Origin of the sequence: Brasilonema octagenarum UFV-OR1 (assembly GCF_963888615.1) — a bacterium.
Lineage (GTDB): Bacteria > Cyanobacteriota > Cyanobacteriia > Cyanobacteriales > Nostocaceae > Brasilonema > Brasilonema sennae.
On record NZ_CAWPKW010000380.1, the window covers coordinates 1 to 24,446 of the forward strand.

Below are 24,446 nucleotides of genomic sequence, written 5' to 3' on the forward strand. Positions count from 1 at the left end.
TGTACTCCTTATTTGCCTTTTACGGGTTTGTTCGGTTAGGTGCAAGATGTGAGTTGAGAAATCTGGCAATTCAGTTGAGGGAAGCGTTGAATTTATCCTCACCAACTGCTGTGAACATTTCAGAAGAGGATTTACAAGCGCATCTGCAATTCTTGATGACGGTACTGCGAGCAACAGCAGAAAGTAGAGGTGATGCGCGGGTAGTTTACCCGTTACTGGCAAACAACACAAAATATCTCAATCTGAATTTAGTAGAAGTCTTGCGGCGTTGGGTGACAAATAGGCTGGCGAAAGTTCAGACAAATGACATACAATCCATCGCTGGATATATTGGCAATGTTAGTAATCTGATTCAGCAATTCCCCTTGGGTGACAAAGCCAGCAACATGGAAATTGCGATCGCTGGTTATGAAGCTATCTTAACCGTGTTCACCCGTGACGCCTTCCCCCAAGATTGGGCACACGCGCAAAATAATCTGGGGAATGCTTACTGTGACAGAATATTGGGCGAGAAAGCACAGAATTTAGAATTGGCGATCGCATCTTACACCAATGCTTTGTCCGTAAGAACCCGCGACGCTTTCCCGCAAGATTGGGCAGATACGCAAAATAATCTGGGGACTGCTTACTGTAACAGAATATTAGGGGAGAAAGCACAGAATTTAGAATTGGCGATCGCATCTTACACCGCTGCATTGTCCGTAAGAACCCGCGACGCCTTCCCGCAAGATTGGGCGGCGACACAAAATAATCTGGCGGCTGCTTACTCTGACAGAATATTGGGGGAGAAAGCACAGAATTTAGAATTGGCGATCGCATCCTATACCAATGCTTTGTCTGTTAGAACCCGCGACGCTTTCCCGCAAGATTGGGCGACGACGCAAAATAATCTGGGGAATGCTTACTGTAACAGAATATTGGGGGAGAAAGCACAGAATATAGAATTGGCGATCGCATCTTTCTCTGCTGCGTTGGAAGTTTACACCCGCCAAGCGTTTCCCCAAAACCATGCTGACACATCATTCAACCTAGGTATTGCTTACCAAGATGCACAACGCTTAACTGAAGCTTACACAACTTTTCATTCTGCTATTGAAACAGCAGAGTTGTTGCGCGGGGAAATTGTTTCTGGTGATCAAAGCAAACGCAAACAAGCAGAAGAATGGAACAAACTTTATAGGCGCATGGTAAAAGTTTGTTTGGAATTGGGCAACATCACTGAAGCTTTTGAATATGTTGAGCGCAGCAAAACCCGTAACTTAGTTGAACTTATCCTTGAGCGCGACCTGAATACCATCTTCCCTCCAGAAATTGTCACTGAACTAGAACAACTTCGACGTGAAATTGCTAGTGGTCAGAATCAACTCCAAAATCACAAAGCCGAAAACCCAACAGCCCTAGCGCAACATCTCCAGCAGTTACGAGAGAAACGCAAAGAATTACAAGACAGTTACCTCCCTATTGGTTATGGCTTCAAGTTTGACCAATTCCAAGCAACTTTAGATCACCAAACTGCCGTTATCGAGTGGTATATTACCAGTGCAGGCATTGAGACATTCATTATCACCCGTGATAGTCTCCAACGGTTGAACATATCTAAGCAAACTGATGAGGAGAATGCTTGGATAAATTGGGCTAACGAGTATTTCAACGCTTACTATCAGCCAGAAAAAACTGAGTGGAAAAATAGTCTTGCCTCTCGCCTGCGTCACCTCGCTGAGATTTTGCATCTGGAAGACATTCTTAAGCTAGTACCAGAGACTTGTTCGCGCCTTGTCCTCATTCCCCATCACTACCTGCACCTATTTCCTCTCCATGCACTTCCTTTGGCTAACGGCGATTTCTTATGCGATATTTTTCCTAACGGCGTAAGTTACGCCCCTAGTTGTCAACTGCTGCAACAGGTACAATTGCGACAACGCCCTGACTTTCAATCGCTGTTTGCTATCCAGAATCCTACAGAAGACTTATATCAAGATTATGAATGGGATTTAGGAGCAGTTGCAGCAATCAAAAAACAATTTGTTTCTTCTGAAATCTTGAAGCAAGCCAACGCTAAAAAATCAAGATAATAAAACTAAATTTTTTGGCTGGCTGGCTTCGCTTCGGACTCAAAGAAATAACAGGACAAATTAAAGCCAATTACCAATTAAAACATAAGCAGACCAAAAGCTAGGAGAACTGTAGTTAGGATGTTTCAATAGTTGTAGCTGAGCAAGACGCAAAGCTTCTGCTTTAGTCATATTGACATTCTTCAACTGTGTATAAAAAGCACCAACAAATTGTGCTGTTGATTCATCATCAATTTGCCACAAGGATGCTACTGTACTGCGTGCGCCCGCTTTGAAGGCTGCACCAGCTAAACCTAAAGCTGCACGGTTGTCTCCGGCTGCTGTTTGGCAAGCACTTAAAACCAACAGTTGCACACCTTCTGGTTTCTTTTCATCTCGCGTGCGAAGGATATTGTCGAAATCTATAACGTTAATTGGACCATTGGCAGCTAAAATAAAAGTCTGATCAGCACGTGAACTAAACTGACCGTGTGTTGCCAGATGTAAAATGTTGAAGCGAGTAGCATTCACTTTGCTCATCCAAGCTTGTTTGGTGAATTGCTGATCCAAAAGGCTGGTTGTTGATATTCCAGCTTGGGCTATCAGGTTTAACTCTGTCTTAATTGCAGGTAAGGGTGAAAATTGGCTATATCCCAGTGGCGGTTGAGTCAGCCCTGCGGTGAGAGCATTCAGCCGCCCCCGCGCTAGGGGTTTGGGATTTTGAAGTTGCAAACCTATGCTCAGGGCGATCGCATATTTCTCCACTAAATATTGCTTGCCATCGTAAAGTGCAGATAGCGGTATATTGCGCAATACTCCATCAGGTATAAACACGAGGGTGTTTACCCCACTTTTTTGCAGTTGAGACTCAATTGGTTTGATCAACCAATTATATACCTGTTGCGACTGGGTTTTGAATGCTTTAATCGCATATGGTTGGACAAGATTCTGCCGCAGTTCGCCGACAATTTTTTCCACTTCGGCTTGGCTAATCTTGGTGCTATAGTGTTGCAAGGGTTGTTTAGGGATTTTGACAATAACTTGAAGTTCGTCTTCAAGAATAATCGGGTAAAGAATAGCAGCAGTGGGGTTATCTCGATCTACCACTTTGTCGAGTAGAACTTTTTGACCGAGTAAGCAAGCTTGCCGGAAGAAATTGTCTAATTCTGCTAATTGTAATGCTTCAATTTGCTGACGAGCTTTTTCTAAATTTTTGTTATTAGGTTGTGTTTGTTGCTCTTTTAGAAGTAATTCCACTGATTGCCGATAAACAGGTTCTACACTGTCTCGAAAAGAGAACTGTACATCTTGTGTCACTGCTGCTAAGTCACTGCGCAAAGACTGAAGAGTGTCTACAGCAGTATCGTAGGCTGCGATCGCTTTCTTTATATCTCCTTTTGCCTTGAGTAATCTTCCTAGTTGCCATTGCCAGCGATAAGCAATTTCTGGTGCGTGACTTGCCTGTGCTAATAGTAACGCTTGTTGCGTCAAATTTTGCGCCTCGGACCACTCCCCAGCTTTTTCGTACAAACCACCCAAACTTCCCAAAGCATATGCCTCTGATTGCTTGTCACCCAAATCGCGGGCTTGTTGAACAGCAGTAGTCAGCAGTTGAGTAGAGAAAGATGGGGTGAGTGTTTGTTCTCCTAACGCTTCGACTCCGCTCAGCGTTAGCTTCCCGAGACTATGAGCAAAGTTAATCCGAGCGTAGATAGCAGAACGAGTCAGGGGGAGTGTGTCGAGTTGGGGTTGAATCAATGGTATCAGAGTTTGCGCTTGTGCTAATTGTTGATTCTCAATCAGAAGAGTCAACTGATTGAGTTGCGCTTGGACTTTTGTCAGAGGTGAGGGAGATACTTGAACTGTTTTTTGATAAAATTCTATTGCTTGTTGTGTTTGCTGCTGTGTAGTGGCGTTATTTCCTAAACTAAAAAGACTTGCGCCGATCTGGGCTGGAGATTTCAGGCGTTGGGCAATTTCGAGACTTTGTTGTAAAGCATCTTGAGAATCTTTCAGTTTACCCACTACCTGAAGGACATCACCAAGCGATCGCAACCCCACTGTCTTTTCTAAAGAGTCTGGCTGTGATTGTAAAATTTTAGAAACATCTTCCAGGGTTTTTTCTGCACGACGGTAAAAACCTTGAGTTCGTAATGCTTCTGCTTGATTGATGCGCGATCGCACGACGCCATTTTTATCATCAATATTGCTATAAACCTTTTGCGCGTCCTGCCAAGTTACCGAAGCCTCTTGTGGTTGTCCTGTTACGAGTTGCAAACGACCTAGTATATCAAGACTTTGGGCAAGAACTTTAAGTTTCGGGTGTGCTTGTCCCCTGATCTGCTGCTGCGGATATCCTAAAATATTTAAGCTTTCTGCGATCGCCTGCTTTGCATCATTCCACGCACCAAGTTGTTGGTAAGCCAAACAAAGGTTACTCAAAGTTGCAGCAAGTCTGAGATTATCTCCTTGCGATCGGTATTGCAGAGCTTCTTGCTGCAATACTTGCACAGTTTCAGCATACCGTCCATTATCATACAGTACTTTTCCCTCTTGCTGTAAAGAAGTAGGAGCAGCAGGTGAGGCAGGAAGTTTTGCCAGCACAGGTGAACCAAGGACACACAACAAAGCGGTTATAACAGCCAAAACCAAGTAATACCGGATGAAATGGTGTCTCTTCATATACTTACTTCTTAAAAGAAGGAAGAAAACTAATAATTAATGACTCATAACTAAATCAAAAAGGATTAACAATGATAGAAAAATACAAACCGTTTTCCTGCCATGTATTTTTCTCCCCTGGTATGGAAATTATCGGAATACCCCAGTCAAAGCGGGCAGTCAGCCAGTTTTCAAGTTGTAGACGCAACCCTAACCCCCCAGAAACAAGTGTATTATCTTCTAGCTCCAAATTACTACCCTGTCTACCAGAACGGTTCCAGCCTGTGCCAACATCAAAGAAGGGGGTGAGTTGCAAAAGGTTATTGCGTCCAGAGAAGCGAACAATGGGAATTCGCACTTCAGCAGAAGCAAAGATACCATTGTCTGTTAGTAAAGCATCTTGGCGGTAGCCTCGGACACTTTCTATACCACCTAAGCTAAATTGTTCAAATGGAACAAGCGGTCGGTCTGCAAATTGTACGTCTCCTCTCAGTAATAACACGGTATCGCGAGCCAACAAGCGCACCCACTGTGCTTGTCCTCTCCAAGCCAAGAAACTATTGGCATCAAAAGCATCAAGTCCTAAACTGAACTGAGAACGAAAGGCAAGAACTTGCTGACTGCTGCGCTGGGTCCATTCTTGAAAAAAACGCACAGCACTAATCCGTGTTTTTCCTTCGTCATCTGCACCGAAAGCCCCCACCGCACTTGAAAAGGGAATTTCCCCATTGAGTAAACTGGCTTTGCTTTCACGGCGAGTTGCACTCACACCTAATGCCAATTCCTGAGTTGGAGATTGGATGATGGGCTGGCGTAGTGTGAGTTCGTAGTAGGTAGAGTCGGATTGAATATCAAGGACATTAAAAGGTCTTTCGATGATATCGCTATCAGAAAAGCCAAAGCTAAAGCTAACTGTGCCATTGCGGGCATTAAAAGGAACAGAGTAGCTAAAATCAAAAGCATTGTTACCATCAGTATTAGTATAACTAGCGATGACGCGATCGCCCCATCCAAAAAGATTGGCTTCGCTGACTTCGATTTGCCGACGGAAACTACCTACAGCCGGAGAACGCCCATTATCTAAGGCAATTTGTACGTTAAAAGTCTCTGCCTCTTTAACCTTCACTTCTAACAAATTTACCCCAGGACGCGAACCTGCAGATAGTTCAGCAGATAGGTTGCTAATTAAGGGATTGAGTTGCAAAAGTTGCAATGCTTCCAGTAGACGTTCTCGGTTCAAAGGTTTGCCTGTCGCTAGGGCAATGCGACTTCGCACGTAGCCAGGATTAAGTCTGCGTATCCCAGAGACTTTGATGTTCTCCAGATAACCCTCAACCACTCGTATTTCTACAATTCCTTCTTGAAGCTTCTGTGGTGGAATTAAGGCTCCGGATGTGATGTATCCTTTATCAAGATACAGTTGTGTGATTTTCGTTCGTACCTCGAATAATTCTGCAAGTGTAATTGGGCGGTTGGTGTATGGTGTCGTAATTTTGGCAAAATCTTTAGGGCTAAAGACTGTACTACCTGTGACTTCAAATTTTTTAACAGTGATGCTTTGAGAAACGTCACTAGGTATTGCCTGTTCGGGAGTGGTGGGTGTTGTGGTGGGTGGAGGAAGTAATTGATCTGGTGGTGGTAAGGGGGAAGGAGGCGCTTGTTCTGGAAGTGGCTGGGTAGAAGGCGGCTGATTATCGCGTTGTAGAGGCGCTTGGGGTGGAGTTTGGGCGCGTTGATCGTTTATTGGCGTTGTGTTGATAACTTGTGCTTGCAGTGGTTGTGCGATGGGCTTTGCCCCGCTGGGTGCCATACTCCCAAAAGCAGCCGCCCAAGGGGCGATAAGCCAAAGGCTTGACGCTACGCGTATCACAACGATGATTGGAACCAAACTCAAACAATACCAGTCTTTAGATAACCCTAAATTTTTGCAACTTTTAGTGAGCATGATAACAGGGAAGTGATGTGGGGGAACAAACAGAATTTAGTGCTAGTTTTTAGGCATCAACAATCAATGCCTGTGATTCGATAATTTTAGAGGAATCGGAGTTCTAGGGCAAAAATTAAAATGGTTATCGTTTATTTGTGAGGAACGACCAGAATTCGCGCTCTTTTCCTTTGTTTCGGATAAAAATGAGACAAGATGACAAAAGTCTTTTTGCAATCTTGTGAGAGTAAGTCCCAGCATGCTTGGCAGTGGTGTTGGGTAGAATACACACGAACTGTAGAGACGTAGCATGCTACGTCTCTACATTAAACAGAAGTTTGCACCTATTGATTTAGTTTTTCGAGTATCTGAAACTCGCAATTCTTGGATAGAATACAAAAGGAACTTATGGAGGTAAGGAGACTCGAACTCCTGACATCCTGCTTGCAAAGCAGGCGCTCTACCAACTGAGCTATACCCCCTTAATAGGTCAATGAATGGTCATTTATCTGAACGTTATTATTTTAACCTAATATTATTGTTTTGCGAAAGGGGATTTACAAAAAAATGACCATAGTTGTTGCAGCACTATATAAATTTGTTAAGTTGCAAGACTTTGCACAGAAACAATACCCTCTGCTTTCTTTATGCCAAGCCCATAACGTTAAGGGAACAATTCTATTAGCACCGGAAGGCATTAACGGTACAGTCGCAGGTTCTCGTCAGGCAATTGACTCAGTTTTGTTGTTTTTGCGATCAGACTCTCGCTTAGCAGACTTGGAACACAAAGAGTCTTATACTGATGATCCACCATTTGACCGCATGAAAGTGCGTTTGAAAAAAGAAATTGTTACTATCGGATTGCCTGGAGTTGATCCCAATCAACAAGTGGGTACTTATGTCAACCCCAAAGATTGGAATGCTCTGATTTTGGATCCACAAGTCACCGTGATTGACACCCGCAACGATTATGAGGTGAGTATTGGAACCTTCAAAAAAGCGCAAAATCCTCAAACTGAATCATTCGGTGAATTTCCAGAGTATATTCGCAACCACCTCGATCCCAACAAGCATAAAAAGGTTGCCCTGTTTTGTACTGGGGGAATTCGCTGCGAAAAAGCTTCTTCCTTTATGCTGTCCCAAGGATTTCAAGAAGTTTATCACCTCAAAGGTGGAATTCTCAAATATTTAGAAGAAGTCCCAGAGTCTGAGAGTTTCTGGGATGGTGAGTGTTTTGTTTTTGATCAACGCATCGCTGTGCGTCATGGGTTAGAACCAGGTAGTTATGATCTGTGCCCAAGTTGTGGACATCCGATTTCTGAGGCTGATAAATCATCTTCCAAGTATCAAGAAGGCGTTTCTTGCCCATCTTGTTTTGATACTCTTTCAGAAGATAAAAAGGCACGTCAACAGGAGAAAAAACGACAGTTGGATTTGGCTAGAAAGTTAAATCAGTGAACAACTACCTACGCAGTGAACAGAGGAAGCGATTTCTTGACTTCCCTTAACTTGGTAACTGGTAACTGGTAACTGATAACTGATAACTGATAACTGTTAAACACCTTACCATCCCCAACTTCCAGGTTCACCTTTAAAAGGTCCAACAATATCACTCGTTATCCAACCACCGTAGAAATTCCCTGGTTGCGGTTGTACTTTTTCTCCATTAACGTAACAAGCATCCATAACATGAGCATACAAAGCAACATAATCTTTAATTGATGCAAAGGCAGGTGTAGGATTGGGATAAAACCATGCAACGTTCTGGGCTTGTTTCTCACCGACACGAATTGTGTAGTAACCAGCGCGTCCTTTCCACTCACAAAAACTAGATTGTGGTGTGAGCAAGAAATATTCCATTTTGATATCCTCAGGCGGGATGTAGTAACTAGGTGGATGGCTGGTTTCTAAAACACGCTTAGCATGGTGAGTGTCTGCAATACTAACACCGTTAAAAATGATTTGAATATGTTTATTAGTATCCTCAAGCCGAGGTGGACGAGGATAGTCCCACACTGACTCTTGTCCGGGACCTGGTTCAATGGGTTGGGGTCTAAACATTTTGGATTGTATAATGAGAACTCGAATCACAGATTAACACGAGATAAATCATCGTTAATCTGTGATTTGATTTTCAAGCGAGCCTTGTACGGGAAGAACCCACAAACCTTGCCATAAAAAAAAGATTTTTCCTTTGTGAGTTGGTGAGTCAGGAGTTCCTATACAGTGCAAGGGCGCAGCCCGTTCTATTTTCAAGCTAAGTCTATTTTGATTTGCTTAACGAACTTGTTTAAGACTGTCAACTTCCTTCGTAAACAACTCAGTAAATAAACTCATAACAGTCCGTTCTTCTCGAACTTTGATATTCGCGTTAATACCCATGCCTGACTGCAAAGATAATTTTTTACCACGAGCATTGAGAGATTGTTGTGCTAAACGGATTTTTACTGGAAAACGATAATATTGGTGTGTTTGATCTGGTGGTAATGCATCTGAACCAATCGAAATGACTTCTCCTTTAATATCACCAAACTCGCTGTAAGGAAAAGGATCAAGTCTGACATCAGCTTTCATTCCTTCCTTAACAAAACCAATATCTTTGTTCGTGATAAAAGCTTCTGCAATAAAGTTCTCGTTTGGTACAATTGTCAAGAGCTTCTGACTGTTGTTTGCCACAAAACCAGGATTTTTAGCTTGTAAATCAAAAACAACGCCAGAGACAGGAGCGTGAATCTCTTGGTATTTAATGTTTGTTTGCGCTTGTAATATCTTGCTATTTACATCAGCCAATTGCTTATCATTCTCAAGCAGAATTCTAGAGATTTGGCTATCAATTTCGGCAACACGCTTACTGTTCTCAGCTATTTTTTCCTGGACATTTTTACCAGAAACAGCGATTGTATTTGTTGTCTCTTGCTGTCCCTGTTGAATTTCATACTTCAGGCGTTGATCTTCTTTAACAAATTGTGCGGCTTGTGCTGTCAGATTTTGGACTTGTTTTTTTTGTTGTAGATATTGAAGCTGAGCGATCGCTCCTTCTTCTGATAGGAGCTTCATTCTATCTAAAATCAGTTGCTCAATTGCTAAACTTGCTTTGGCGTCGCCAAGTTGAACTTCATTTTGAGCGAGTTTCTGCTTGCTTTGTTCGACTTTTAATTGCGCCGCTGCAGAACGAGAATCTAATTCTTTTTTCGCCATTGCTAAACGTTCTTGTTCCTCTGTATTAAAACCTGCAACAGCGCCAGTGTTTTTAAATTCCTTACGCAACAGTTCATTTTCTGCTACTAATGCTGCTCGGTTTTTTAAAAGAAAAGCAGCTTCTCTAGATAGTTTACCTCGTAAAAATTCCATTTCAGCCGCACTACTAGAACCAACCTGTATCAAACGGCGGTAAAGCTGATTTTCTTGCATCAAGGAAGTACGAACTTTTCTCAAAGAATTTAATTCACCATTAGTCGTGACAGAATCAAAAATCAGCAGTAAATCTCCAGGCTTGACTTTTTGCCCATCTTTAACATAAACTGCTTTCACCACTCCACTAACTGGAGCTTGAATGTCTTTAACTGCTCCTTGCGGCTTCAATTGACCATCTGTTGCAGGAACAACTTGCTCAATTTTGGCAAAGTATGCCCAACCAATTCCAAAACAGGCTAACACCATTAATGTGATCATGATACTCCGTGACCAAAATGGAGATTGGCGTAGCACAACAGATTCTTCTAATGCTCCAAAGTTCTGCCGTTTGAAATCTGTTTCAGATGTTTTAGGAGGCTTAAATTGGGCAGTAAGTATTTTTGAATCGGAAGACTTTTTACTTTTTTGAGACGTTCCGTTACCGTTATGACCATTAAAGCGATTATCAAAATCAGTCATGGTATTTACCTGGGAATGAGGATAAAGATGACGAAAAGGAGAAACAATTAAAAATCATAAATTATGAATCAAATGTATTTGATACTATCATAATTTATGATTTTTCTTACAGTTGGACTTCTTGTTGATTATAGAGGTAGAAATAATGACCTCTCAAGGCCATCAAATCATCATGGCTTCCTTGTTCTATAACTTTACCACCATCCATCACCACAATAATATCTGCATTCCTAATAGTGTTGAGACGGTGGGTGATAAAAAACACTGTGTTCCCCTTGAATGTCTCTGCTAAATTCAGACAAACTTGCCGTTCGGTAGGGTAATCTAATGCGCTCGTTGCTTCGTCTAAAACTAATAATTTTGGTCTTTGTAAGACAGAACGAGCAATAGCTATTCTTTGTCTTTGTCCACCAGAAAGTCCAGCCCCTCTTTCGCCCACTCGCGTATTATAACCATTGGGCAAGTTCATAATAAATTCGTGTGCTGCTGCAACTTTTGAAGCTTCAATAATTTCCTCAGTTGATGCATCAGGATTCGTCAGAGCAATATTTTCCTGAACCGTTCCATCAAATAACAGCGTCTCTTGAGGAACGACACCAAGCTGTCGTCGTAGAGAATAAAGTTCTACTTTGGCAATGTCGTAATCATCAATTAAAATTCTACCAGCTTCGGGTTCGTAAAGTCGCAGTAGCAACTTCATCATTGTACTTTTACCCGAACCGCTTTGCCCGACTATTCCAACAAATTTACCGGCAGGAAAATTAATAGTAACATTGCAAAGTTGCAATGGGCCATTGTTTGTAAAGCGGAAAGCAACATTGTCATATTTCACTGATCCAACCACCGGAGGTAATGTGATATTATCGCGGTCTTTCTCTGCTTCTTGTGGCGTATCAACAATATCACTTAAACGCTCTAAAGATAAGGCAGTTTCTTGGAAGTTTTGCCAGAGTTGAGCTAATCGTAATATGGGGCTTGTAACGTAACCTGAAATAATCCTAAAAGCAATTAATTCTCCTAAGCTCAACTCTCCTTCAAGTACCAAATACGCTCCCACCCATAAAACAAGTAAGCTACTGAGTTTATTGAAAAAGTTACTTGTTGAATTGGCTAGAGTCGAAGTGACCACAGTTTTAAAGCCAGCCCCCACATACCGAGCATAACGCTCTTGCCAAGAAAAACGCGCTCGTAACTCAATATTTTGCGCTTTTACTGTTTGAATTCCTGACATCACCTCAACCAAATAAGATTGAGTTTCGGCATTGCGTTCGGCTTTTCCTCGTAGTTGTCTGCTCACCGTAGGAGATGCAACCATAGTAATCGCAATAAACACTGGAATTGTAATCAAACCAACAAAGGTTAATTTCCAGCTATAAATTAACATTACAATGATATAAACCACCGAGAAAAGTGCATCTAAACCTACGGTTAAAGCAGTCCCAGTCAGAAACTGACGAATATTCTCTAATTCATTGATGCGAGTGGAAAGTTCCCCCACAGGTCTGCGTTCAAAATAACGTAGCGGTAAACGCAGCATATGGTCGATAATTTCTGATCCCAAACCCATATCAATGCGGTTGGTTGTATCCACAAATAAGTAAGTCCGTAAAGTCGTAAGCACTGCTTCAAACAGACCGACAACTAATAACAAAACACCCAAAACGTGCAGAGTACTGATACTGTTTTGGGTAATAACTTTGTCGATAATCATCTGAACGACTAGAGGATTTGCCAGTGCAGCCAATTGTACGAACAAGGAAGCAACAAAGACTTCTATCAAAACTCGGCGATAACGCGACAAATAAGGAAGAAACCACTGTACACCAAAGCGTTGCTGAGGGGTTGCTGGTGTGGAAGACAAGAGCAAAACTCTAAACTGAGGCGGGTAAGTGCTTTCTTCGACTTCTAACTGGTTGATAAACTCAGCGGGTTTAAAGCGTAGAATTCCCTTCGATGGGACACCAACAACAATATTGCGCTCACTTGTTTCATAGAGAACAGCATAGCTGTCACCATAACGAATCAAGGCTGGTGTGGGTATGCGCGTTACAGCAGAAGTGGGGACATCCACCAACTGTACTTTTAATCCTGTTAACTCTGCCAGGTAAGCACATAGCTGAAACGATATCACACCCTGACGGCTCATCTGGTCGTTGAAAATGCGGCGAACCACTTCCCGTCGAAACGGCATTTCCAAGTGTTTGGCTAACATTTGAAAACAGGCGATCGCCGAATTGAGTTGTCCCCTACCCCCATAAAAAGGATATTTTCTAGTTTTATGTTTTTCTTGCGCTTGCGAGGGTTGTGGTGGTATTTCTTCGTCCGCTGCGTATGGAATCTCTAAGTCTGTTGTCTGTGACTCACTCTCGTCTATTGGATACTGTTGTCTGTCTATACTGTCTAGCAGTAAAATATCAGACCTGAGCATTCCCAACAACCGCGCCGGAGTATTCCCCTGTACCTCAATTGTCTGATGCAAATCACTCAATTCCAATCTGGAACCCACAGAGAAGCCCTTGACTGTTCCACCGCCACTGACAAACCAAATATAATCGTTATCTGGTTGATTTAATAAAGTTTTTCCTGGTGGCAGGTTATGTACTTTTGCTCCAGCCCAAGCGTCTTGAGTCAGTTCTTTGAGTTTAGTGCTGCCTAAAGCTTGTACTTCCTTTTGAAGAGTAAGGATATCAAAAACTTCCATCAAATGACAGCGGTTTTGACGAGCCTGTGCAAAAGCTGGGTACATCGCGAGTAAGCGTAAATACTCCGCTGCACTCAATGTTATACAGATAACTTCGTTGGAAGCAATTGTGATCTCGCACGCAGTTTGCCGTAATAGACTAATTTCGCCCAAAACTGCTCCTGGTTCCAGCAAGTTCAACGTCGTTGGCATATTTGTACGTGGATCATATGCCAACAGACGAGCTTTGCCTTCATAAATGATTGTGACTCGATCAGGAACTTGTTCTTTACCGATAATCTTTTGACCTATACGGTAACGCAAAGGTTGCAGCTTTTGTGATACAGAGGCGATGACCTCAGGTGGTAAGCGATCAAAACCCTCTAGGGTAGCGACAAATTCTTGGAAAGCAGAGATCTTACTGTAGACCATATCACATAAAATTGGGGATTAAGAGTTCAGAGTAAAGAAGAAATCTAATTTTTCTAAGTATTCTAAGTATATACACCCAAAAACCTGCTTCCGAAAAAGCTCATTTCGTGAAATAATATTTTCTTGTGGCTTATCGTATACGCCCATAAGGCACGTTACCATAAATTATACTAAAACAAACTAAGTTAAAATACCTTAGAAATATTAACTTCTACTACTAAATCTATCATCTATGCAATTTCAGACTATTATATTTGCCAGTTATGCACGGCCACTCACTTTTGGCACAAAATCTCAATATATACTTTGCATAGGCTAAATAAATGCAGTTTTTTCCATCAGTAGTAGCAAAACTTCTGTAGCAGTCAGCTTTTTCTTAGCTAATTGTAAAACTAGAGACATCTCATGACTTCCTAGCCTTACTATTTTGAGTTATATCAAGTTCGTTTGATTACTTATCATGCTGAAGAACCTCACCCCGCCAAAGCTGCGCTTCGGCTCCCCTCCCCTTGCTAAGGGGAGGGGATAAAGGGGTGGGGTGCAGTCAACGTGGAAATCATAACTAATTACCCGAACATGATATTACCACTATTGCAGATTATCTCAGATCGGAGATCACTAAAATATAGATACTATATTATGAATAGATTAAAGTTACATAAATGATTATTTTTTGGTTTGATTTGTCTTTTTTTTCTTTACTTAAAGTTTTTTTAATGAAAATTTTCTTTAATTCTATTTAATAAACTTGCAGATTTAGCAGTAATTCTTTATAAATTTCCTTAGTCGTTCAATAAAAATTTATATTTTGTTATATCATTTGTTAATGATATAGCAATCACAAATAGTTTGTGAATAATCCGCGGGGTTCGCAATCGACGGGAAGCGGAGCCACTCCGTTGGGCGGGCAATGCCCGACTTGAAGGAAGTGGCGTCCAAGACTGCGACCCCCTCACCGCCTCCGGCGTCTACAGGGCTGCATAGTCAAAGTCCGTTAAAACGGACTGGAATGTATATTCAGTAAGCTTTAGCTTACTTGAGCTTTGAGCCAAGAAATTTATTTCTTGGCGGACAAGAATTATGGTGCAAGATCTGAGTTACCCAATCTTATTCCAAAGTTACACCCCTTTCTTGGTCATCAAAACCCTGGTACCGAACCACTATTAGACGAAGTGCTGGAAGCGCAATTATTCCAAGCAATTTCCTATCAAGAAAAATGATATCTTAGCAAATGCTAATGTAAAAAAATCAGTGGTCCAAAAGTCAGTTAATAGGTAGAGGTTGTGAAAATTCTGCTGGTAGAGGACGATCTCCCAACCGCAGCAGTACTGTGTGAGGTTCTTACGGCTCAGTACTATACGGTTGATCTGGCAAGGCATGGTCAAGATGGGTTGGTATTAGCAACATCATCGAACTTTGACTTGATCTTGTTGGATCTGCTGATTCCCAAACTCGATGGTATTAGTCTTTGCCGTCAACTTCGCGCTCAAGGAGTTCAAAAGCCGATTCTCTTACTTACCGCCAAAGATCACAGTGCTGATGTGGTCAAGGGATTGGATGCGGGCGCAGACGATTATATCACAAAACCCTACGAGTTGTCTGAATTGCTAGCACGGATGCGGGCGTTGCTGCGTAGAGGACAAACCGAGCTAGCGCCAGCCGTCCTGACGTGGGAGAATCTTTGCATCAATCCTGTGTCGGCAGAAGTAACTTACAAAGGGCAACTTATATCTCTAACCCCCAAAGAATATAGCCTGCTGGGGCTGTTCCTGCGTAATCCGCAGCGTATCTTTAGCCGCAGTGACATCATTGATCGCCTTTGGTCAATGGATGCCATACCTAGCGAAGGAACTGTGACTAATCTGATTAAAGACTTGCGGCACAAGCTAAAGGCTCAGGGAATGTCCGCCGAGGTACTAGAAACCGTCTATGGCTTGGGCTATCGACTTAAGACTCCACCGAAGACTGGGGGAACAAAGGGTGTGTTCTCTGGTGAACAGGGCGGACAGATACACAGACTTCCAGAAGCAGGGAAAGGAAAACGTCAAACAAATCTTGCTTCAGTCAACAAAGTCATAAAACGTTACAAAGATACGTTTGTCCAACGGGTAACTTTGCTAGAACAAGTAGAACTTGCCTTACTGGCAGGGAAATTGCAGCCCGAACTCCAGCACCGTGCGAGCAACGAAGCACACAAACTGGCAGGGACACTGGGATCGTTTGGCTACCAGACGGGATCGAAGTTAGCGCAGGCGATTGAACATCTCCTCATAGACGACAAGCCTTTAGCGCCAACGCAAGCCCCTCAACTCTCAAGACTCCTGAGCGAACTCAAAGGGGCGCTCAGCAAACCTCCCACACCACTAACGGAAGAACAGCTTGAGCCAACTCAAATTCCTCTGGTGCTCGTTATTGATGATGCTGACTTTTCACGTCATGTGGAAAAACCAACGTCAAACCTAACCCCCCAGCCCCCTGACCCTAATCCCCAACGCCAGTCGCCTCAAGTCGGGAAACCCGCCCACGGCGCTGGCTCCTCCGTGGGGGCCCCGAGTTCCCTAAAAGGGAAGGGGGAGAATTCAAAGCCTCTCAAAAAGCAGGAGAGAGGAATGGAAGCGAGGTTGACCGATCCCGTGAAAAGTAAGATCGATGATCAATCCTTGAGCAATCAACTGAAAACCGAAGCTATGAGTTGGGGAGTGCGGATTGAAGTGGTTAGTAATTGGGCGATCGCTCTGGCAGTGATTTCTCAATCTCCCCAGGCTGTTTTGCTTAATCTTAATGGAGAAGATCCGGTTGAAAACAGTTTAACCTTGCTGCAAAAACTCAAGGAGCAGCTTCCCACGACACCAATTTTGGTAATAACAGAGCAAGACAATCTTACACACAGAGTTGCTGTTTCTCGTTTGGGAGTACAACGATTTTTACACAAGCCAGTGGGCACAGCTGAAGTATTTGAGGCGATACGCGAAGCGTCAAGCCTTCGGCTTATCGCCCAAGTTCTGCCCAAATCTCAACCTTCCCAAGCCAAAGTGATGATTTTAGACGACGATCCACTCGCACTAGAGTTATTAACCAATCTGCTGCAACCTTGGGGGCTGAGGGTGAAGACTTTGCAAGATCCCCAACAGTTTTGGGAGGTATTAACTACCGTAACACCTGACTTACTCCTGATCGACTTGGAAATGCCAACATACAGTGGCGTTGACTTGTGCCGCGTGGTGCGACAAGATCCTAAGTGGGGAAATTTGCCGATTTTGGTGGTTACTGCCCATACAGACTTAGAATCGATTCAGCAGGTATTTGCGGCGGGAGCCGATGATTTTATCGGTAAGCCTGTAGTAGGACCTGAATTAGTCACCCGTGTTATCAGTCGCATTGATCGCTCCCGCTTACAGCAAGAACTAAAAACCTTGAAGCGGCGAATAGGAACTTAAACCAAACAATTCGTCATTCCTAATTAATTCAAATATCAGAGCCACCTAACTTAAGTTGATGATTACCATCCGAGGCTACCAACTGCTTGCCCAAATCTACGAAAGTGTTAATTCCTTGGTGTATCGAGGTATCCGAGAGGAAGGTAATCAACCTGTTATTCTCAAAGTTCTCAAAGATGACTATCCCACACCATCTGAGTTAACTCGATATAAGCAGGAATATGAAATAACTCGAAATCTCAATTTAGATGGAGTGGTTAAGGCGTATGGCTTAGAACCGATAGAGAGAACTCTGGTCATTATCCTTGAGGATTTTGGCGCAACATCCTTAAGTCTATTAAAGGAAGCAGGAGGGAGTTTTTGCCTTTCCCCAATTTTTTCTTTACTAGAATTTCTCAAGCTTGCCATCAAGATAGCTGAGATTTTGGGTACGATTCACAACAGCAATGTCATCCACAAAGACATTAACCCTTCCAATATTGTTCTCAACCCAGTAACTGGACAACTCAAAATCATTGACTTTGGTATTTCCACTTTCATTAGTCGTTCTCATCCGACCTTGAAAAATCCCAATGTTTTAGAAGGCACTTTAGCTTATATCTCACCGGAACAGACGGGACGAATGAATCGGAGTCTTAATTACCGCACGGACTTTTACTCTCTCGGTGTTACCTTCTACGAACTGCTGACAGGAAAACTACCATTCCAAACGAATGATGCCCTAGAGTTAGTACATTGTCATATCGCCCAACACCCAATTCCACCCCATCAGCTTGTAGAGAGTAAGGGCGGTACAGTTATTCCCAAGATAGTTTCAGATATTGTGATGAAATTGATGAGGAAAACTGCAGAAGAACGATACCAAAGTGCTTGGGGGCTAAAAGCTGATTTAGAAAAATGCCTTCAGCAATTACAAACAACTGGCAACATTGAATCGTTTTCCCTTGGTTCTACTGATATTTCCGACAAGTTTCAAATACCCCAAAAACTCTATGGACGTGAGGCAGAAGTTGAAACTTTACTGTCAGCGTTTGTTCGCGTAGCGTCTCCGCAGGAGAAACGAGTCGCAGGCGGAAGAGGAGAGGAAAACCCCCAATCATCACTCACGACTCACCAATCCCTAATCCAAAATCAAAAATCCAAAATCGAAATGATGTTGGTGACAGGTTATTCTGGTGTTGGAAAATCAGCTTTAGTACGAGAAATTTATAAACCTATTACTGAAAAACACGGTTATTTCATAACTGGTAAATTTGACCAGTTTAAGCGAAATATCCCTTACTCTGCTATTGTAAGCGCGTTCAGCGGATTGGTATACCAACTGTTAGCTGAAACTGAAGCGCAGCTTGAGCAATGGCGAGAAAAACTTGGATCTGCTTTGGGTTCTAATAGTCAGGTGATTATTGATGTCCTTCCGCAAGTGGAACTGATTGTTGGCAAACAGCCATCCGTACCTGAGTTAGGCGCTGCTGAGTCGCAAAATCGCTTTAACCTTGTTTTCCAAAACTTCATCCGGACATTCTGTCTAAAAGAGCATCCCATAGTCATCTTTTTGGATGATTTGCAGTGGGCAGATTCCGCCAGTCCTAAGTTGATAAACCTCATGATGACAGATGCAGATACACAATATCTGTTTCTGATTGGAGCGTATCGAGATAATGAAGTCAACTGCACTCATCCATTGATGATGACTCTTGATAGGTTGCGTAATGTTGGAGCTATTATCAATTCTATTACCTTAGCTCCTTTACAAACTGAGTCTATCAGCAAGTTAATTGCTGATACATTGCATGCACACATGCCATCAGTCAGCCAGTTGGCATCCCTTATAGTGCGTAAAACTGATGGCAATCCTTTCTTCGTTAATCAATTTTTGAAAACACTGCACGCGGAGAATTTCCTGACTTTTGATTTTGAACGCAATGCTTGGCAATGGAACTTAGCTCAAATTCCGGCAATGAATATCACTGACAATGTGGTGGAGTTGATGATTGGTGAGTTAAATAAATTGCCAGAATCCACACAGCAGATTTTGCGTTTAGCAGCTTGTGTTGGTGCTGAATTTGACTTAAAAACCCTTTCTATTATTTGTGAAAAATCTCATGGCGAAGTTTTTTCTGACTTAATGACAGCAGTTCAATCCGGATTAATCTTATGTATATCTGAGTTAGATACAAACCTATTCATTCAAGATTATAAATTTTTACATGACCGAGTACAACAAGCAGCTTATGCTTTGATAGATGATGATCAAAAAACAACCATTCACCTAGAAATAGGTCACCTACTATTACAGAATACCTCAGCAGATGCTTTATTAGATGGGTTATTTGAAATTGTCGATCATCTCAATCTTGGGCTTGAATTAGTAACCCATCAACAAGAGCGAAATGAAATTGCCAAACTCAATCTGATGGCTGGTCAAAAAGCCAAAGCAGCAACAGCTTATGGCGCAGCACTTGAGTATTTGAATACAGGGCTAAAACTTTTAAATGCAGATAGTTGGCAGCAAAAATATGACTTAACTCTAGCGTTGTACGAAGAAGCAGCAGAGGCGGCGTATCTGAATCGGGATTTTATCACAATGGAGCAATTGGCTCTAGTTGTGTTAAAAAATGCCAAAAAAGTGCTAGATAAAATAAGAGTTTATGATGCAAAAATTCAAGCTTTTGTGTCAGAGGGCAACCTCAAAGAAGCTGTTCAAATCGGGCTGCAAGTACTAAATTTGTTAGGAGTGATATTACCAGAAGAACCAAGCCAGTTAGATATTAAAAAAGGATTGGAGGAAACAGCTTCACTTTTTGAGGGGCAAAAAATTGAGGACTTAATCGACCTACCAAAGATGACCGAACCCGACAAGCTAGCAGCAATGCTTGTCCTATCGAGTATAGCATCAGCTTCGTTTATAGCGGCTCCTAATCTTTTCTTGCTGATTGCACTATCAAAAATTAATTTATCTATCAAATATGGCAATGCAGAATTATCGGCATTTGCTTATGGTCAGTATACAGTTGTTCTGTGTGGAATACTCCAAGACTATGAGTCAGCTTATAACTTTGGCAAACTCTCTGTAATTTTGGGTGAACGCTTAAATGCTCAGAAAGAAAAAGCCAAAATCTGCTTGGGATTTGGTGCTCACTCAATGCACTGGAAGGAGCATATCAAGGAAACAATATCTATTTTGATTGAGGGTTATCAAAGCGGAGTTGAAACGGGTGATTTTGAATATGCTGGTTATTGTGCTTGTTATGTTTGTGAACATTTATACTTTCTTGGTTCTGAACTGACACAGTTAGAACAAGAGATAGCGATTTATAGTAAAGCGATCGCTCGAATCAACCAACAAGCATCTTTTAATTGGACAGCAATCTTTCGACAAGCAGTCCTCAATTTGTTGGGTAAAGCTGAAAATCCCATCCGCTTATTTGGTGATGCCTATAACGAGGAGCAAAGCCTACCACTTGCTATCAAAGCCAATAATAGAATAGAACTGTTATTTTTTTACTTAAATAAACTTATATTGTGTTATTTATTTGGTGACACTCAACAAGCCGTCCAAAATGCAGTACTCGCGAAACCATATCTAGAAGGATTAAGTACAATGCTAGTTACTGGTTTACTGCATTTTTATGACTCGCTTGCACATTTGGGTGCATTTGTCGAGGCTTCAAACTCCGAAAAAGAAACTTACCTTAATCGAGTGAATGCAAACCAAAAGAAGATGCAGAAATGGGCATTTCATGCGCCGATGAATTATCTGCATAAATTTTATTTAGTCGAGGCAGAGAAAGCACGAGTTTTCGGTCAATTTTTTGAAGCTGAGGAGTTTTACGAAAAAGCAATTCAAGGAGCAAGGGAAAACGAATTCATTCAAGAAGAAGCTTTAGCTTATGAGTTAGCTGCCAAGTTTTATTTAGCGCGTGGTAGATTGAAGTTTGCCCAAACTTATATGCAAGAAGCTCATTACACCTACACACGCTGGGGAGCAACAGCAAAGGTTAAGGATTTAGAACAACGCTATCCCCAATTTTTTCCCAAAACAGCACAGAGGAACAAAGCTTACACCCCTAATGCAATTTTCAGTACCGATTCAAAAACATCTAGTGAACTCGATTTGAGCAGCGTTCTCAAAGCCTCACAAACCCTGTCGAGTGAAATTGTGTTAACTACGCTCTTAGAAAAGATGATGAAAATTGTCTTGGAGAATGCAGGGGCACAGAAAGGTTATCTCCTGAGTTTTAAATCTCAGCTTGAGCCTGGGAACAAGAATGGGCAATGGGTGATTGAGGCATCAGGAACTGTTGATAATAATGAGTTCAAAATATTACCATCTATTCCTATTGAAACAGTTGGTGGCAGCAGTCATAACCGTATGGTTTGTGATGCGATCATCAATTACGTTATCCGTACTCAAGAAAGTGTTGTTTTGAATGATGCTTCTGGTGAAGGCAATTTCATTCGTACTCCTTACATTGTTAAACAGCAACCGAAATCAATTTTGTGTGCGCCCCTGCTCAATCAAGGTAGTCTGGTAGGTATTTTATACCTGGAAAATAATTTGACAACTGGAGCTTTTACGCCAGACAGATTGGAAGTCTTGAAACTGTTATCTTCGCAGGCAGCAATTTCGATTGAAAATGCCAAGCTTTATGCCGAAGTGCGTGAAAGTGAGAGGAGGCTGACTCAATTTTTAGAGGCAATACCCATAGGTATCGGAGTGATAAATGCTCAAGGTATACCATGCTATACCAATCGCATGGCAGTGGAATTACTGGGTAAAGGAGTTGTGCCATCAGCTACAGCCGAACAATTGGGAGAAGTTTATCAACTTTATGTTACGAGGACATCTGAGCAATACCCGAGTGAACAATTACCAATTGTGCGGGCGTTGAGGGGGGATCAGGCGATCGCAGATGATATAGAAATCCACCAAGGAGGTAAGATTATTCCCATCGAAGGTCAAGGAACACCCATTTTTGATGAAAAGGGTAACATTGCGTATGCGATTACCACGTTTCAAGATATCACAGAACGCAAACAAGCTCAGCAGATTTTAACTGACTATAATCGTACTTTAGAAAAGCAAGTTACTCAAAGGACAGCCGCTTTACAAGAGAGTGAAGCGACTTTAAAAGCTGCTCAACGAGTTGCTCATGTGGGAAACTGGGAATTTAATCTCATTACACGGAAATTTAGATGGTCAGAAGAACAATTTCGCATTTTTGGTCTTGATCCAACTCAAGGTGAACCAACTTACGAACAATACATCCAGCAGATTCATGTAGATGACCGAGCACCAGTGCAAGAGGGCTACGCGCGAACGATGAAGACTGGCAGAGGCGAGGAATTAGATTTTCGTATTATACGCCCTAATGGTGAAGTTCGACACGTTTATCGAAGATATGAGGCTGTCATCAACGAGCAAGGGCAGGTGATAAAATTTTTCGGAACGATACTTGATATTACGGAGCGCAAACAGGCAGAATTAGAACTGCAACAGCAAAAAGATCTGCGTGAGGCGATTTACAACGAATCTGCCGATGCTCTGTTTCTGGTCGATTCTAAAACATTACTGATTTCTGACTGCAATTATCGAGCAGTAGAACTATTTGAAGTGGACAGTAAAGCCGAACTGCTTGGCATCCAAGGGCACACACTTCAGCTTCGTCCATTTTCCTCAAACGAATTAAAGGAAATCGTCACAGAAATTGACCAAAAAGGCTTCTGGAATCGGGAAATTGAATATGTAACCCGAAAAGGAAATTTATTCTGGGGCAACCTGGCTACTAAGCGCGTTTCAATAGCTAATCAAGTTCTCAATCTAGTGCGGATAACAGATATTACCGAGATAAAACAAGCCGAAAGAGCTTTGCGTGAAAGTGAAGAGCGGTTCCGCTATGCGTTTCATGATGCCCCCATTGGTATGGCACTGCTGGGATTAAATCATCGCTGGCTACAAATCAATCCGATGCTAGGTGAAATGCTTGGCTGCTCTGAATCAGAGTTAGTAAGTGTGAACGTATTTGAGCTAATTCACCCAGAAGATGTTAATCAACTTCAGGATTGCATTAAGCAAGTCCTGACTAACGAGAATCGCAATGCTCAAGTGGAGTTGCGCTACTTGTGCAGCGGAGGACGCATCGCTTGGGGACTAACGAGCTTGTCGTTGGTACGAGATTCCCACAACGGGTCTTTGTATTATGTCACACAGATCCAAGATATCAGCGAACAGCGGGCTATTGAGCAGATGAAAAATGAATTTATTTCCGTTGTGAGTCATGAACTTCGCACCCCGCTTACGGCGATTCGAGGATTTTTAGGCTTGCTCAATACTGGTATGTACGACAACAAACCCGAAAAAGCCAAACGAATGCTCCAGCAAGCTTTGACAAACAGCGATCGCCTCGTACGTCTAGTTAATGACATCCTTGATTTGGAACGCTTATCTTCAGGGCGAGTGCAGCTTGTGAAGGAGGTAAGTCAAGCAGAAGATTTAATGCAACGAGCGGTTGAAGGGGTACAGTCAATCGCTCTTGGAGCCTCCATTACACTCTCGATTACTCCCACCACTGCTTGCGTCTGGGCTTCCCCCGAGTCTATTATTCAAACACTAACCAATCTGTTGAGCAACGCCATCAAGTTCTCCCCCCCTAACTCGGTTATTACCTTATCAGCCCAACCTCAGTTTGACTCAGTTCTGTTTCAAGTCAAAGATCAAGGTAGAGGGATTCCCGCCGACAAGCTAGAAACAATTTTTGAACGCTTCCAACAGGTTGACGTTTCCGATTCTCGTGCTAAAGGAGGAACCGGCTTAGGTTTAGCGATTTGCCAAAGTATTGTTCAACAACATCAGGGCAGTATTTGGGCACAGAGCAAGCTGGGTGAAGGCAGCACTTTTTATTTTACATTGCCAATATCATCAAGAGAAAATCATGACTAAACGCATCCTTGTTATTGATGATGAAGAATCGCTGCAAGACCTTATCTGCACTTGCTTGGAGGATTTGGGAGGGTGGGAGACACAATCTGCCCAATCGGGTCATGAAGGACTTCTTAAAGTCCAAGAGTATATTTTTGATGTTATTCTCCTTGATGTATCAATGCCCGAAATGGATGGCTTTCAATTCTACGAGCAACTCAGAGCCAATCCAACAACTCAAACGATTCCGGTGATTTTGCTAACGGCTAAGGTATTACCCGACGAGCGTAGGCGCTTTACTCAAATGGATATCGCTGGAATTATCACCAAGCCCTTCAATCCAACGCTGATTTGCGAACAAGTAGCCCAACTGATGGATTGGAGTGAGTAGATCTCGGCGTTAAATTTTATAGCAGGGAACAGGGAACAGGGAACAGGGAACAGGGAACAGGGAACAGGGAACAGGGAA

General features: G+C 42.4%; 10 protein-coding genes, 1 tRNA gene and 1 pseudogene. 6 read left to right on the top strand and 6 right to left on the bottom strand.

Annotated features, from left to right (window positions below):
- Positions 1 to 2,072 (top strand): annotated as a pseudogene (locus tag AC5590_RS33755) (tetratricopeptide repeat protein); the annotation flags it as partial.
- Between the two features lie 60 nt (positions 2,073 to 2,132).
- On the opposite strand, the gene AC5590_RS33760 reads toward AC5590_RS33755, so the two are convergent.
- The 3 genes from AC5590_RS33760 to AC5590_RS33770 all read right to left on the bottom strand — a co-directional run bounded on the left by AC5590_RS33760 (position 2,133) and on the right by AC5590_RS33770 (position 7,118).
- The gene (locus AC5590_RS33760) at positions 2,133 to 4,733 is read right to left on the bottom strand and encodes a CHAT domain-containing protein (protein ID WP_169267579.1); all 2,601 of its coding nucleotides are present in this window, start codon (positions 4,731 to 4,733) and stop codon (positions 2,133 to 2,135) included.
- Between the two features lie 55 nt (positions 4,734 to 4,788).
- On the bottom strand, positions 4,789 to 6,657 hold the full coding sequence (locus AC5590_RS33765) for a ShlB/FhaC/HecB family hemolysin secretion/activation protein (RefSeq protein ID WP_370460832.1): 1,869 nt from the start codon (positions 6,655 to 6,657) through the stop codon (positions 4,789 to 4,791).
- A 388-nt stretch (positions 6,658 to 7,045) separates the two neighbouring features.
- Positions 7,046 to 7,118, bottom strand: a tRNA-Ala gene (locus tag AC5590_RS33770).
- 85 nt (positions 7,119 to 7,203) lie between these two features.
- Between AC5590_RS33770 and trhO the strand changes: the two genes are divergently transcribed.
- Positions 7,204 to 8,094, top strand: coding sequence for an oxygen-dependent tRNA uridine(34) hydroxylase TrhO (gene trhO, locus AC5590_RS33775; protein ID WP_169267580.1), 891 nt, complete (start codon positions 7,204 to 7,206; stop codon positions 8,092 to 8,094).
- Positions 8,095 to 8,199: 105 nt separating this feature from the next.
- Here trhO and AC5590_RS33780 read toward each other — a convergent pair whose 3' ends face one another.
- From AC5590_RS33780 to AC5590_RS33790, 3 genes are all read right to left on the bottom strand, one after another.
- The gene (locus AC5590_RS33780) at positions 8,200 to 8,697 is read right to left on the bottom strand and encodes a DUF427 domain-containing protein (protein WP_169267581.1); all 498 of its coding nucleotides are present in this window, start codon (positions 8,695 to 8,697) and stop codon (positions 8,200 to 8,202) included.
- Between the two features lie 216 nt (positions 8,698 to 8,913).
- Complete coding sequence (locus AC5590_RS33785; protein ID WP_169267582.1) at positions 8,914 to 10,509, bottom strand: beta-barrel domain-containing protein; 1,596 nt, start codon at positions 10,507 to 10,509, stop codon at positions 8,914 to 8,916.
- A 106-nt stretch (positions 10,510 to 10,615) separates the two neighbouring features.
- Positions 10,616 to 13,621, bottom strand: a complete 3,006-nt coding sequence (locus AC5590_RS33790) for a peptidase domain-containing ABC transporter (protein ID WP_169267583.1) — start codon at positions 13,619 to 13,621, stop codon at positions 10,616 to 10,618.
- Positions 13,622 to 14,664: 1,043 nt separating this feature from the next.
- Here AC5590_RS33790 and AC5590_RS33795 point away from each other — a divergent pair.
- From AC5590_RS33795 to AC5590_RS33810, 4 genes are all read left to right on the top strand, one after another.
- Complete coding sequence (locus AC5590_RS33795; RefSeq protein WP_169267584.1) at positions 14,665 to 14,841, top strand: hypothetical protein; 177 nt, start codon at positions 14,665 to 14,667, stop codon at positions 14,839 to 14,841.
- 63 nt (positions 14,842 to 14,904) lie between these two features.
- Complete coding sequence (locus AC5590_RS33800; protein ID WP_348982743.1) at positions 14,905 to 17,058, top strand: response regulator; 2,154 nt, start codon at positions 14,905 to 14,907, stop codon at positions 17,056 to 17,058.
- Between the two features lie 58 nt (positions 17,059 to 17,116).
- Positions 17,117 to 23,998, top strand: coding sequence for a PAS domain S-box protein (locus AC5590_RS33805; RefSeq protein WP_169267585.1), 6,882 nt, complete (start codon positions 17,117 to 17,119; stop codon positions 23,996 to 23,998).
- Positions 23,991 to 24,368, top strand: a complete 378-nt coding sequence (locus AC5590_RS33810; RefSeq protein WP_169267586.1) for a response regulator — start codon at positions 23,991 to 23,993, stop codon at positions 24,366 to 24,368. The genes AC5590_RS33805 and AC5590_RS33810 overlap by 8 nt, the downstream gene beginning before the upstream one ends.
- The last annotated feature ends 78 nt before the right edge of the window (positions 24,369 to 24,446 follow it).

Coding starts and splice junctions, on each gene's coding strand:
- AC5590_RS33785 (WP_169267582.1), bottom strand. CDS start 10,509: ATGACTGATTTTGATAATCGCTTTAATGGTCATAACGGTAACGGAACG.
- AC5590_RS33760 (WP_169267579.1), bottom strand. CDS start 4,733: ATGAAGAGACACCATTTCATCCGGTATTACTTGGTTTTGGCTGTTATA.
- AC5590_RS33805 (WP_169267585.1), top strand. CDS start 17,117: ATGATTACCATCCGAGGCTACCAACTGCTTGCCCAAATCTACGAAAGT.
- AC5590_RS33790 (WP_169267583.1), bottom strand. CDS start 13,621: ATGGTCTACAGTAAGATCTCTGCTTTCCAAGAATTTGTCGCTACCCTA.
- AC5590_RS33780 (WP_169267581.1), bottom strand. CDS start 8,697: ATGTTTAGACCCCAACCCATTGAACCAGGTCCCGGACAAGAGTCAGTG.
- AC5590_RS33765 (WP_370460832.1), bottom strand. CDS start 6,657: ATGCTCACTAAAAGTTGCAAAAATTTAGGGTTATCTAAAGACTGGTAT.
- trhO (WP_169267580.1), top strand. CDS start 7,204: ATGACCATAGTTGTTGCAGCACTATATAAATTTGTTAAGTTGCAAGAC.
- AC5590_RS33810 (WP_169267586.1), top strand. CDS start 23,991: ATGACTAAACGCATCCTTGTTATTGATGATGAAGAATCGCTGCAAGAC.